Consider the following 13668-nt stretch of genomic DNA (forward strand, 5'->3'; position numbering starts at 1 on the left):
TTTTAAGATAAAGCAAGCAGCGCTTCTTTTGTCTGCACTTTACCGATCTCTTTCACCGGCGAAAACGAATATTGGTCTGTATTGGTCACGATCACCGGAGTAATGACGTCATATCCCGCGGCTTTGATTTGCTCCAGGTCAAAGGACACAAGCGGATCTCCCGGTGCGACCTTGTCGCCTTCTTTGACGTGAGCCGTGAACCATTGTCCCTCCAGCTTCACCGTGTCCAATCCAATGTGTATGAGAATTTCAGCTCCCTGATCACTCGTAATGCCAATTGCGTGTTTTGTTTTAAAAATGGTGGTAACGCTTCCATGAACAGGCGAGACCACTTCTCCTTCTTCAGGCTCAATGGCAAATCCTTTTCCCATGATCCCGGCAGAAAACACCCCATCTTTGACTTCGCTTAAGGCTTTCACTTCTCCCTTAATCGGGCTGTGAATGATTTCTCCGCTGCCTTCATGCACTGCCGGCTGCTGGCTGCCGTCAGAAGACACATCCTCGAATCCAAGCAAATACGCAGCTGCTGTTCCCGCCACAAATGCAATCACGAGACCGATCATCGCGTAAATAAACGTTGGCCCGATAAAGACAGGGATGCTCGGCAGTCCTGCATTTCCACCGACGATATAGGAAGCAACACCCGTCATCCCGTAAAACGCGCCACCTGCTGCACCGCCAATCAAAGCGGCCGCAAACGGCTTTTTCAAACGCATATTCACGCCGTACATCGCAGGTTCTGTGATCCCCATCAGCGCCGTGATGCTCGTGGTAAGCGCGAGTGATTTGAATTTTTTATTTCTGGAGCGAAGGAAGACGGCAAATGATGCCCCAGCCTGCCCCATATTCGCCAAAAACATAGCCGGCAGTAAATAATCGTGTCCGTTTTGAGCGATGTTGTTGATCATAATTGGCACAAAGGCATAATGCATGCCCGTCATAATGATTAAAGAGAATGTTCCCGCCAGCAAAATCATCGCCACAAGCCCTGCATGATCAAACAAATAATTGACACCAGAAGACAAGTATTCTCCTAAAATAGCGCCAAGCGGACCAACTGTAATCAATGTCAGCGGCACGACAATCAATAATGTCAACGTCGGAACCACAATCAATTTGAGAGACGAGTGTGTAAAACGGTCAATCCATTTTTCCACGTAGGAAGCAATCCAAATCGCCAGCAAAATCGGAATGACTGTTGACGAATAAGTGGCAGCGGTTACAGGAAGACCGATAAAGGAAATCGGTTTCCCCGCACCGAGCAGAGCTGTTAAATCCGGATGCAGAATCGCCGCCGCAATGGCAGCCGCTACGTACGGATTGCTCCCGAACTTTCTCGCCGCACTCATCGCAAGCAGGAGCGGCAGGAAGTAGAACGCGCCATCACCGACAGCCGTCAAAATGACATGAACCTGGCTCTTCTCCGCCATCCAGCCAAACGTAACTGCCAGCGCAACAAGCCCTTTGATCATCCCCGCTCCCGCAATCGCAGGCAGAATCGGAGTAAACACACCAGAAATCACATCAAAGACCGCACTCAGCACATTCTTTTTCTGAGAGGATGAACCAACGCTCTTTTCATCACTGAGATTGCTGTGCCGCACAATCGCCTGATACACCTTCGGCACATCGTTTCCGATAATGATTTGAAACTGCTCGCCGCTGATATTGGTGCCCATCACCCCCGACAGCTGCTCCAGCTGACTGCGATCTGCCTTCGCGTTGTCATGAAGATTAAAACGCAGCCTCGTCATGCAGTGAATCACGCGCTGAACATTTTCTTCCCCGCCTACGAGTTGTAATATGTCTTTCGATAATTTATCATAATCCATGTGTATACCTCCTTTTTATGGGGGGACTGCTGGATGAAAGGTGGCCGCCTTTCACCAGCTTTTTTTGTATCAACTGCCGCATCACCTCCTAAAAGAGAATAAAAAAACCTAAACGACACAGATTGCGAGAGTCTCCTCCTGCACCTGCACCATTTAGGTTTTGCCTGCTTTCGCAGTAACAATCCTGACGGGTCGTTTTATTTGTTTGTAGGTATACTTTAGCACTAGATTCGCGGGATGTCAACGCTTTCATTTTTGGTGTTGGCTATCGTTCCTAGACAAAAATAATCATAAAGATTTGAACATAGTATTAACTTCAATAAAAAATGATTAAAAACCTTGAAAGGCATTTTTCCAATCAAGGTTAAGAATCGTTACCATTTAAATTTTATTAAAGACTTCTTTATCTGCACTATTACATTCTTTAGCCAATCTATTGGTTCTAAATTAAACGCAGGAAAATACACGCCATCTGCGCAAGATTGAATGTATTCATTTTTCTCATTGTCTGAATGCTCACTTTCTATAAAATCCGTTAAAAAGACAATAGCATCCTCCAAATATTTCTTACTTTCCTCTGCTAATAACTCTTGTAAAGCGTCATCGGGAGATTCAATATCCTGATGGAATGTTCCAGCTAAAAATTGAAAAACCGGGTCCTCTTGTTTATTGATCGATAACATGTCATTTCGCTCCTTTAAGGGAGCGGTAATGGGATAATGTTAAAATCATTCATCATCTAATAAATCAAGATAATACTGATCATTCTCTTCTATTTTTCTTAAGAACTCGGTAAGAGAAGTTGCAATTTGAATATCATAATAGTAAATCGGATTTTCATTATTATCATTTAATTCAATTGACATTAATGCCGATTCACTACCTTCAAAAAATATTAATTTATCATTCTCAAACTCATCATATATTTCTATGTCAGGATAAAATTCAAAGTCATTTATCCTCAATCGAAAGTCTCTTACAGAATATGGATCCAAAATGCGATTAGTATTAAACTCTGATCCTTTAATAAACCCATAGCCAACTTCTAAATAAAAATTCACTAATTCATTAGGTAATTTTAAGTTTAAGTTTTTTTCAACCTCTTCAATCTCACTTTGATTCACTGGATAAAAATCATTTTCTTTGTTTGCTTTTATAAAATTATAACTCATTTTTTTTTGCCTCCTTTAAATAATTCATTTGCTGGTGAGCCTGTACCATGAATCCCAGCTTGATGCTCGTTAGGAAATTTTGCTGGATGCATATTCCACCATTCATGTTCTCCGCCAAAAGTATTCTCAATTATATGGTGAGCATCATACTTATCCCCTTTTTTTCTAATAATTTTACCTGTTTTTTTAGATACAACATTTTCCTTGTAAACAGGCCATTTTTGTCCAGTGTTTTCTTCCCATTCTTTTATAACTTTATTTTTTACTTTATCAAATTTAGTCCTGTGTTTTGCAGTCTCTATTGGTGACATTTTTTTATATTCTTTATTTCTTAATGCTTCCTTTAATTTATCTATTTGATTTTTAGGTAATTCTCTACCTGTGCGTTGTTCTATATCTCTAGCATACTTTTTTATTAAATCAGAATTAATTTTATTAGCAGATCCACTTACATCATTCGCAATTTTCGCTTTATCCTTAGCAACGTTTTTAACTTCCGAAGCCTTCTTAGCCTTTTTCCCATCATTAATAAGTTTATTAATATCTATTAACTTTTCTAACTTAGCTATTTTGGCAAATGGTACTGAGTTTATGGAGGCAACAACACGGTCTTTCCCTGTGACTTTTTCGCCTGATACCGGATCTCTGCCCGTGGCTGCCTTAAAAAGATCATTCACACCGGTAAGATCTACAGCTGTCTCTAACAATTTCACATATCCGCTCTCATCCACTTTAATGTCCGAAAGCGAGACGACAGGTTCAAGTTTCATATTATTACCTGATATATATACATTATAAAGTGTATCATTAAAAACGACTTGCTTAACCTCTGCATTTGAGAAATCAGTTTTTACATGTTCTCTATGTTCACTCGTATTATATACTTTACCATTAATAACAATGATATTTTTACTTACCTTTTTAGAATGACCCGTTTTGACAACTGAATCCACTTTTGACTTTTCATTCTCGGCTAATTTCTTCAACATCATCTCCATCGGAGAATCATCCGCCTGCTTCATTTGAGAGTTAATCGCGCCGAAGGTTTGGTTGATGTTTTCTTCTTCCTGTGATTTCAGGATGGAGCCGCTTTTGTAGCCTGTGATTTCAATTTTTGGGCCAGTGTACATGGTTTCGAGCTGGTCTATATATTTTTTCATCGTTTGAAAATCTGATTTTGCGGTTTCTAGTGCTTGGGTTTGCTGGCCGTCAAATTGAAAGAGCTTATGCAGGGTGTCCGAAATCAGCCGCTCAGCCTGTTCTGTTTCCATTCGGAAAAAAGTATCATTGACTGTCGGCAAGCTGACGATGTGGCCGATGGCTGATGTCTGGCGATTGACTGCGTCTGTGAGATGCTCTGTCACTTCTCGTGCATGCTTGACCCCATGTCTCGCATCATGTGAGAGAAAAGCCTCTGCGATCATGCCGTGAGAGTCAGATTCTACAGAGGAAATCGCATGCTGTGTTTGTTTCAGCACTTTTTTGTATTCGTCGATAAACATGCCAAAGAAAAGGAGAAAAGGCTTGTGGCACTCCTCGTAAAAGGTCCGGATGGCATCTCCGCCTTTTCCTTTCAGCGCATCCTTCATGCCTGCCAGATGCTCAACGCTTTTTTCCAGCTTCTCCAGCTGCTGTTTTTGCTTGTCCAGTTTCTCAATCGTATGCTGAATGCCCTCGTGAAGAGCGTGGACATCTAATGTTTTCAATCCCTTGTCCTCCCGCGCTTTATTTCATGGAAGATGATATGTTTTCATCCGTTTCCTTCATGGCATTTACTGCACTTTCCGTTTGTGCAATATGCTTGGCCAGAACGGACGCATATGCTTCAGTGAGCTCTTTGATGTCCTCATTTAATTGCTCGATGGACTTCACAACATTCAAATGGTTTCTGCCTGAGAGATGACCGGGCAAGGAGGATTTGAGTTCAGCTGAATTCTTAAGCTGAGAAAGCCCTTGCTTCACTGTGCCATAGACCATTTTAATTTCCTGTGCCATTTGTGCTCACCTCACTTTTTATGTTTTTCCTTCTCTATTTCATGCTCTATCCTCGTGATTTGGCGTCTTATAGAATACACATCGCCCTCTAATGAATCGATTTTTCCTTCTATGCTTTCGATGATTCCGCTGACTTGATCGCTTTTGATTTGCTGATATGCTTTGTTCATTCCTTCACGAATATCTTCAAACCGCTCCGCATGTGTTCCTCTCCATGCCTCCCGGTGAAGATGAGGCCGGTGAATGAGATGCTGGGCCTCAGAGAAATCGTGTTTGATTTGCCTAATTTCGTGCAGCACTCGTTTTAATTGATGGATCTGTTCCTGCTTTTCATGTAAGTCGGCTTTTACCGAATGTAACAACATTTCACTATGCATGCCGCAACACCTCGTGTTTCTATCAAACTGTGTCAATTCTTTACAATACAGACTATTTTCATATTACATGATGGGTCATATTGGATAAATAGGTAAAAAGGTTTGTCTTATGGGGAGTTATAGCGGTTCTAATTTGCTAAAAATACAGTTTTTACGATTTCACAAGAGGGCTAATAATCACAACAGGGACTTTTCGTTCAGGTCTTTCTTCTCACTAACATTTACATTCCCCCCTCGTGCTTAACTATTACTATTAGTCAATAATAATCATAAAAAAACGCCTTCCCTCGAAGGCGTTTCTCCATCTTATTTAGATCCCCAAACAGCCTCACCGCTGCCATTCAACACACTAAACGTCATCACGTTCTTCTCTCTCACCGAATCCCACTGGCGTAAAAATACCCCGTTATACTTCTTGCCCGCTAATGTGATCTCAGCTGTGTTTTTTCCGGTTTTCTTCCATGTTCCGGTCATTTCCCCGGAAATGGTGTGGTTTTTGTTGAGCTGGATGTTGATGGTTTTTTTGATGTCGGCTGAGATGTCTTTTCCGTGCTGGATGAGTTTGTACGTTCCTGTGATGTCTTTTTGTTTTACTTCTTTCAATGTTTCGCCTGCGTAACGATATGGCGCTGCTACCGGCCAGCCGTCTTTGTTCATGAACAATTGGTGGACTCTGACTTCGTGTTCTTCACCTCTGCCCGGGAAGCGGGTGTGGAAGATTAAATAGGAACGCCCGGTTTTCTGGTCATAGTATGCGGAGTTGTGGCCTGGTGAAACATACCCGGTGCCTTTTTCATTTTCTGTTTCAAAAGTGTAGCTGCCCATGAGTTTGACGCCATATGGTTCGATGGAGCGGTCGTCGAAGAATGTGCCTTCTTTGCCGCGGACGTCGAGCATTGGATTGCCTTCTGCATCATAGTAAGGACCGTCCGGTTTCTTGGAGCGGGCCACACGGATGTTATAGCCGCCTGTTGCATCGAGACCGCCGAATGACAGGTATAAGTAGTAGTATTGGGTGTCTGGATTGTAGAGAACATACGGGCCTTCGATTCTGCTGTGGTTTCCGCCGAGCAGTTTTTTCCCGTATCCCTGTCCAGGAAGCGGGAAGCCCGTTTTCGGATTCATTTCAAGTATGAAAATGCCGCCTGAGTATGATCCGTACACCATCCACAGCTTGCCGTCTTTATCAAAGAAGGTATGCGGGTCGACGACATTCGGGTGTTTAGTTGCGTCATACGGGGTTCCATCGCTGCTTGTGCCTTCCATGCCTGATTTCAAAAAGATGCCTTTGTTTTTGTATGGCCCTTCGATGTTGTCAGCGACGGCAACACCCATGGCGGACCTAGGCGAGTCGCCCCGGCAGGCGTTGTAGTACATGTAGTATTTGCCGTCCGCCAGCTGCGTGACGTCAGCCGCCCAAAGAGTATCGGATTGCGCCCATTCGAAGGTTTCTTTTAATTCTTTATAGACATTCGGAATCAGTGGGTTGTCATTGCTTACGCTGGTGGTCAGCTGCTGCCATTGCATGAGGTCATTTGTTTTTGCTGAAGCGAGATGAGATCCAAAAACATAAAAGGTGCCGTTTGTTTCAATGATGGAAGGGTCATGGACGCTGACTTCTTTAAATATAGGTTTTTGTGCATTGGCGGAGTTTGGGAGGGTGAAGGCCATGATAAGAGCTGCAAGAAAACATACACGGAACAATCGGTTGAACATCTAAACAATTCGCCTCTCTTTTTTATTAAATTTTAAACGCTTACATTTCACTATGAAAATACCCCGCCTATTAAAAACAGCCGAATGTTTTCATATTCAAACAGATAGGTGATTTCTCTTACATAGTCAGACTGATGTCTGTCAGTCTTGCGCAGAACTGCTGCTTGCATATCCTCTCCTTCATAGTTCAACTCTTTTGCTGTTTCTCCTTCTTTCATCACTCTGTTTTCATTCGCGTACATGTAATAACTGCTTTGTCAGGTTTTGCATCGATTGTGATACAGCCATTTCGTTGTCGGCGTTTTTTAAGATGATGGCTGATTGCCCGTCAACACCTGAGGCAGTTGGCTGGCTCTTTAGAAAATGCCTTGCGAAAAATACGACGTAGTAAATGCATATTGAGAGTAAGACAGCGGCGCTTGCCTCCTGTCTGGATATCGTGTCTGCGTCTCGCTATCACAATAGCAATCTAACTTGTTAAAGACTGTAAAAAACCTTTTGACTTCTGCTGCTGAACCAATTAATATAATACTCAGTTAATAGTTATCAGAATTTTTAGGAATTGAGTGATTCATATGACACTGCACAAAGAGCGTCGGATCGGACGGCTGTCTGTTCTTCTGTTGCTGAATGAGGCGGAAGAGCGTACACAGGTCGAGGAGCTGGAGCGAGATGGATGGAAGGTCTGTCTCGGCAAGGTAGGATCAATGGAAGCGCATAAAGTAGTAGCCGCAATTGAAACCGCTTCCAAAAAGAGCGGTGTCATTCAATCTGAGGGTTATCGGGAGTCACACGCGCTTTATCATGCGACGATGGAGGCCTTGCACGGCGTGACCAGAGGTGAAATGCTGCTTGGATCACTGCTTCGGACGGTGGGCTTGAGGTTTGCTGTTTTGAGGGGAAATCCTTATGAAAGTGAAGCGGAAGGCGATTGGATTGCTGTCTCGCTTTACGGAACAATCGGGGCGCCGATTAAAGGTCTTGAGCACGAGACATTCGGTGTTGGAATTAATCACATATGAAACAGCCCATAGATTTTAGACGATAGGGGGCTATGCGTGAAAACAGATGTTCACAGCATAGCTCCTTTTTGTATGGGCGCTTTACCGAAGTAAAGAAAAAGGAGTTGGGCTTATGGTGACTTTAGACGGTTCTTCATTGACAACAGCCGACGTCGCTCGTGTGCTGTTTGATTTTGAGAAGGCAGCGGCTTCCGAGGAAAGTATGGAGCGCGTGAAAAAAAGCAGAGCGGCAGTGGAACGGATTGTACGTGACGAAAAGACAATCTACGGCATCAACACCGGATTTGGCAAATTCAGCGATGTCCTGATTCAGAAAGAAGACTCGGCGGCGCTGCAGCTGAATTTAATCCTCTCTCATGCCTGCGGTGTCGGCGATCCTTTTCCCGAGTGTGTGTCCAGGGCAATGTTGCTTTTGCGCGCCAATGCGCTGTTAAAAGGCTTTTCCGGTGTACGCGCTGAGCTAATCGAACAGTTGCTTGCTTTTTTAAATAAACGCGTCCATCCTGTCATTCCCCAGCAGGGATCACTTGGCGCAAGCGGAGATTTAGCGCCGCTTTCCCACCTGGCGCTTGCGCTGATCGGGCAAGGAGAGGTCTTTTTTGAGGGAGAAAGAATGCCGGCAACGACAGGCTTGAAAAAAGCCGGTATTCAGCCGGTAACGCTGACATCCAAGGAAGGGCTTGCCTTGATTAACGGGACTCAGGCTATGACTGCAATGGGAGTGGTCGCCTACATTGAAGCTGAGAAACTAGCCTATCAAACAGAGCGAATTGCCAGCTTAACGATTGAAGGCTTGCGGGGAATTATCGATGCATTTGACGAGGATATTCACTTAGCCCGCGGCTATCAGGAGCAGATTGATGTCGCAGAACGAATTCGCTTTTATCTATCTGACAGCGGCCTCATAACCTCCCAGGGAGAACTGCGGGTGCAGGATGCCTATTCATTGCGCTGTATCCCGCAGGTACACGGTGCAACTTGGCAGACGCTAGGCTATGTTAAAGAAAAATTAGAGATTGAAATGAACGCCGCTACGGACAATCCTCTTATTTTCAATGATGGTGACAAAGTGATTTCCGGCGGAAACTTTCACGGACAGCCGATCGCCTTTGCCATGGATTTTCTAAAAATCGCAATATCAGAGCTTGCGAATATCGCAGAGCGCAGGATCGAACGACTTGTGAATCCGCAGCTGAATGACCTGCCGCCGTTCCTAAGCCCTCATCCCGGTCTGCAATCCGGTGCAATGATCATGCAGTATGCCGCGGCCTCACTCGTTTCTGAAAATAAAACACTGGCCCATCCTGCAAGTGTGGATTCTATTCCGTCATCCGCAAACCAAGAAGACCATGTCAGCATGGGAACCATCGCCGCTCGGCATGCTTATCAGGTGATCGCAAATACAAGGAGAGTCATTGCGATTGAAGCGATTTGCGCATTGCAGGCGGTTGAATACAGAGGCATAGAACATGCAGCGTCCTATACGAAACAGCTTTTTCAGGAAATGAGAAAAGTCGTGCCGTCCATTCAGCAGGACCGTGTTTTTTCCTATGACATTGAACGCTTGACTGACTGGCTGAAGAAAGAATCTTTATTACCTGATCATCAGAATGAAGAACTAAGGGGGATGAACATATGACTGATGTAAAAAAATCAATCCGTGCCAACAGAGGAACAGAGCTTGAATGCTTAGGGTGGGAGCAAGAGGCGGTGCTTCGGATGCTTCGAAACAACCTTGATCCGGAAGTCGCCGAGAAGCCAGAGGATCTCATCGTATATGGCGGCATTGGCAAAGCCGCACGGGATTGGGACGCTTTTCACGCCATTGAGCATTCCTTGAAAACACTAAAAAATGATGAAACATTGCTCGTGCAATCCGGAAAGCCCGTTGGCATGTTCCGTACACACCCGCAGGCCCCGCGCGTGCTCTTAGCAAATTCCGTTCTTGTTCCGAAGTGGGCAGACTGGGAGCATTTCCACGAGCTTGAGAAAAAAGGGTTAATGATGTACGGACAGATGACGGCTGGCAGCTGGATTTACATTGGTTCACAAGGCATATTGCAAGGAACCTATGAAACCTTTGCTGAGCTCGCGCGACAGCACTTCGGAGGCAGCTTAAAAGGAACATTGACGCTGACAGCGGGTCTCGGCGGAATGGGAGGCGCCCAGCCGCTGTCTGTCACGATGAATGAAGGCGTCGTCATCGCCGTCGAGGTTGATGAGAAACGTATCGACAAGCGGATCGAAACAAAATACTGCGATCGAAAAACAGCATCGATTGAGGAAGCCTTAGCGTGGGCTGAAGAGGCAAAATTGGCAGGAAAACCTTTGTCCATTGCGCTTCTCGGAAATGCGGCTGAGGTGCATCACACACTTTTGAACCGAGGTGTCAAAATTGATATTGTGACCGATCAGACATCTGCCCATGACCCTTTAATCGGTTATGTTCCCGAGGGCTATTCACTTGCTGAAGCTGACCGTTTGCGTCAAGACAATCCAGATCTTTACGTGCGCCTTGCGAAGCAAAGCATGAAAAAACATGTCGAAGCCATGCTGGCCTTTCAACAAAAGGGCTCTATTGTATTTGACTACGGCAACAATATCCGGCAAGTCGCAAAGGATGAAGGGCTGGAGAATGCCTTCGATTTTCCGGGGTTTGTCCCTGCCTACATCCGCCCCCTATTCTGTGAAGGAAAAGGGCCGTTCCGTTGGGCGGCGCTTTCCGGAGATCCGGCAGATATTTACCGTACGGATGCGTTATTAAAAGAGCTGTTCCCGACAAATAAAGCCCTTCACCGCTGGATTGATATGGCACAGGAAAAAGTCACCTTCCAAGGCTTGCCGTCCCGTATCTGCTGGCTTGGATATGGAGAACGAAAAAAGATGGGCCTCGCCATTAACGAGCTGGTTAGAACCGGGGAGCTAAAAGCGCCTGTCGTTATTGGGAGAGATCATTTGGACTGCGGGTCTGTCGCCTCTCCAAACCGGGAAACAGAAGCGATGAAGGACGGAAGTGACGCTGTCGGTGATTGGGCTGTGCTAAATGCGCTTGTCAACACGGCGGCGGGTGCAAGCTGGGTTTCCTTCCACCATGGCGGCGGCGTCGGAATGGGCTATTCCCTTCATGCCGGCATGGTTGCAGTGGCCGATGGAAGTGAGCTGGCTGACGAGCGGCTCGCGCGGGTCTTAACGAGCGACCCAGGAATGGGCATTATCCGTCATGCGGATGCGGGTTATGAACGTGCCGTTGAAGTAGCGAAGGAACAGGACATTATCGTGCCGATGCAAAAATAAAGGAGTGATGACATGCCAAAGCAAATTGATACGATTCTCATCAACATCGGTCAGCTTTTGACGATGGAAAGCAGCGGTCCGCGGGCAGGCAAAAGCATGCAGGATCTTCATGTGATCGAAGACGCTGTTGTCGGCATCCATGAACAGAAAATTGTGTTCGCCGGACAAAAAGGGGCTGAAGCCGGTTACGAGGCAGACGAAATCATTGACTGTTCGGGACGCCTTGTAACGCCTGGCCTCGTTGATCCGCACACCCATCTTGTATTTGGCGGATCTCGTGAAAAGGAGATGAACCTTAAGCTTCAGGGCATTTCATATTTGGATATTCTGGCGCAGGGCGGCGGGATTCTGTCTACAGTCAAGGATACCAGGGCGGCTTCAGAAGAAGAGCTGCTGCAAAAAGCCCATTTTCATCTGCAAAGAATGCTGTCCTACGGCACAACCACAGCAGAAGTGAAAAGTGGCTACGGCTTGGAAAAAGAGACAGAGCTCAAACAGTTGCGTGTCGCAAAGAAACTGCATGAAAGCCAGCCTGTTGACCTTGTCTCCACATTTATGGGAGCCCATGCGATTCCTCCCGAATATCAAAACGATCCAGATCAATTTCTGGATCAAATGCTTTCCCTTTTGCCGGAAATCAAAGAGCTGGAACTCGCCAGCTTCGCTGATATCTTTACAGAAACAGGCGTTTTTACAGTCAGCCAATCCCGCCGTTATTTACAAAAAGCAGCTGAGGCAGGCTTCGGATTAAAAATACACGCAGATGAAATCGATCCGCTTGGAGGTGCTGAATTAGCAGGTGAGCTAAAGGCCGTCTCAGCCGACCATTTGGTAGGTGCATCGGACGAAGGCATAAAGAAATTGGCTGAGGCAGGAACGATCGCCGTCCTCTTGCCGGGCACGACATTTTATCTTGGCAAAAGCACATACGCCAGGGCAAGAGCTATGATTGATGAAGGGGTATGTATCAGCTTGGCAACGGATTTTAACCCTGGCAGCTCGCCGACTGAAAATATCCAGCTGATCATGTCGATTGCCGCGCTTCATTTGAAGATGACAGCAGAAGAAATATGGCACGCGGTCACTGTCAATGCCGCATATGCCATAGGAAAAGGAGAAGAAGCCGGTCAGCTCAAAGCTGGCCGCTCAGCTGATCTTGTCATTTGGCAAGCCTCGAACTATATGTATATTCCGTATCACTACGGAGTCAACCATGTACATCAAGTCATGAAAAACGGAACAATTGTTGTCAACAGGGAGGGAGCCATTCTTGGATAAGTACCCTTTTCTTAGAGAAGCCGGGTATTCGTTTAAGGACCGGGATGTCACAAAAATGAGTGACCTCATCGCAGCATGGGACGGCCAAGACATTAAGGGACCGGCATTGATAGGTGTCCCCCTATCAAAATCATCCATCAGTCATTCCGGCGCTTCCTTTGCACCCGGAACAATACGTCAGGCTCTGAAACATTCATCAGCCTATTCTGCTGAGCTTGGAGAGCACGTCGTATCAGATCTTCTATATGATCTGGGGGATATCGATATTCATGTCACTGATATCGTAAAGTCGCATCATCACATTTTCCAAACCATGCACGCTCTGCTTTCGGACCATCCGGATTGGGTGCCGCTCGTACTCGGGGGAGATAACTCGATCAGCTACTCCACCATAAAAGCGATAGCACAAACAAAAGGAACGACAGCTGTGATTCAATTTGATGCCCATCATGATGTCCGCAATACGGAGGACGGGGGGCCGACAAACGGCACTCCCTTCCGCCGCCTTTTGGATGAAGAGATTATTGAGGGCCAACATTTGATCCAGCTGGGTATCAGAGAATTCAGCAACAGTCAGGCCTATGAAGCTTATGCCAAAAAACATAACGTGAACATTCACACGATGGGCATGATCCGGGAAAAAGGACTACTCCCAACGATAAAAGAGATTTTGCCTGCCGTTCAAAAAAGAACAGATTTCATTTTTATATCTGTTGACATGGATGTCTTAGACCAGTCCCATGCACCCGGCTGTCCAGCGATTGGGCCGGGCGGTCTCTATACAGATGAGTTGCTTGAAGCCGTCAAGTTCATCGCACAACAGCCCAATGTCGCCGGGATTGAAATCGTTGAAGTTGATCCTACCCTTGATTTTCGAGATATGACAAGCAGAGCTGCAGCCCATGTTCTGTTACACGCATTAAAAGGAATGAAACTCTCCCCATTCAAGTGATCTTCTGGCAGGTTGTATTTTGGGTATGAG

12 protein-coding genes and 1 pseudogene are annotated in these 13668 nt (G+C 45.7%); 5 read left to right on the forward strand and 8 right to left on the reverse strand.

The window, feature by feature from the left end; translation table 11 throughout:
* Positions 1-2 precede the first annotated feature (2 nt).
* The 8 genes and pseudogenes from bglP to ACQXR1_RS14585 form a co-directional block, all read right to left on the reverse strand.
* Complete coding sequence (bglP, locus tag ACQXR1_RS14550) at positions 3-1832, reverse strand: PTS beta-glucoside transporter subunit IIABC (protein ID WP_430772384.1); 1830 nt, start codon at positions 1830-1832, stop codon at positions 3-5.
* 374 nt (positions 1833-2206) lie between these two features.
* On the reverse strand, positions 2207-2515 hold the full coding sequence (locus ACQXR1_RS14555) for a contact-dependent growth inhibition system immunity protein (protein ID WP_069838387.1): 309 nt from the start codon (positions 2513-2515) through the stop codon (positions 2207-2209).
* 45 nt (positions 2516-2560) lie between these two features.
* Positions 2561-3004 carry a type II toxin-antitoxin system antitoxin YxxD gene (gene yxxD, locus ACQXR1_RS14560; RefSeq protein WP_326275006.1) on the reverse strand — a complete coding sequence of 148 codons (444 nt, stop codon included), beginning with the start codon at positions 3002-3004 and terminating at the stop codon, positions 2561-2563.
* Positions 3001-4710, reverse strand: coding sequence for an LXG family T7SS effector ribonuclease toxin YxiD (gene yxiD, locus ACQXR1_RS14565; RefSeq protein WP_430772385.1), 1710 nt, complete (start codon positions 4708-4710; stop codon positions 3001-3003). Before yxiD ends, yxxD begins: the two co-directional genes overlap by 4 nt.
* A 19-nt stretch (positions 4711-4729) precedes the next feature.
* Positions 4730-4999 carry a YwqI/YxiC family protein gene (locus tag ACQXR1_RS14570; RefSeq protein ID WP_014481382.1) on the reverse strand — a complete coding sequence of 90 codons (270 nt, stop codon included), beginning with the start codon at positions 4997-4999 and terminating at the stop codon, positions 4730-4732.
* An 11-nt stretch (positions 5000-5010) separates the two neighbouring features.
* Complete coding sequence (locus ACQXR1_RS14575; RefSeq protein WP_430772386.1) at positions 5011-5376, reverse strand: YwqH-like family protein; 366 nt, start codon at positions 5374-5376, stop codon at positions 5011-5013.
* A 306-nt stretch (positions 5377-5682) separates the two neighbouring features.
* The gene (gene abnB, locus ACQXR1_RS14580) at positions 5683-7092 is read right to left on the reverse strand and encodes an arabinan endo-1,5-alpha-L-arabinosidase AbnB (protein WP_430772387.1); all 1410 of its coding nucleotides are present in this window, start codon (positions 7090-7092) and stop codon (positions 5683-5685) included.
* Positions 7093-7253: 161 nt separating this feature from the next.
* Positions 7254-7380, reverse strand: a pseudogene (locus ACQXR1_RS14585) (hypothetical protein); the annotation flags it as partial.
* A 287-nt stretch (positions 7381-7667) separates the two neighbouring features.
* On the opposite strand from ACQXR1_RS14585, the gene hutP reads away from it, so the two are divergent.
* The 5 genes from hutP (at position 7668) to hutG (ending at position 13638) form a co-directional block, all read left to right on the forward strand.
* Entirely contained in the window at positions 7668-8114 is a 447-nt protein-coding gene (hutP, locus tag ACQXR1_RS14590) for a hut operon transcriptional regulator HutP (protein ID WP_430772388.1), read from the forward strand.
* Positions 8115-8226: 112 nt separating this feature from the next.
* Positions 8227-9753, forward strand: a complete 1527-nt coding sequence (gene hutH / locus ACQXR1_RS14595; protein ID WP_071581944.1) for a histidine ammonia-lyase — start codon at positions 8227-8229, stop codon at positions 9751-9753.
* Positions 9750-11408 (forward strand): urocanate hydratase, encoded by a 1659-nt coding sequence (gene hutU, locus ACQXR1_RS14600; protein ID WP_069838378.1) that lies wholly within the window; start codon positions 9750-9752, stop codon positions 11406-11408. Before hutH ends, hutU begins: the two co-directional genes overlap by 4 nt.
* Before the next feature lie 12 nt (positions 11409-11420).
* Positions 11421-12686: an imidazolonepropionase gene (gene hutI, locus ACQXR1_RS14605; RefSeq protein ID WP_430772389.1), complete on the forward strand. Its 1266-nt coding sequence runs from the start codon at positions 11421-11423 to the stop codon at positions 12684-12686.
* Complete coding sequence (gene hutG, locus ACQXR1_RS14610; RefSeq protein WP_069838376.1) at positions 12679-13638, forward strand: formimidoylglutamase; 960 nt, start codon at positions 12679-12681, stop codon at positions 13636-13638. The genes hutI and hutG overlap by 8 nt, the downstream gene beginning before the upstream one ends.
* Positions 13639-13668 lie beyond the last annotated feature (30 nt).

The sequence above is a fragment of the Bacillus sp. ATD genome (genome assembly GCF_050585765.1).
GTDB lineage: Bacteria > Bacillota > Bacilli > Bacillales > Bacillaceae > Bacillus > Bacillus stercoris.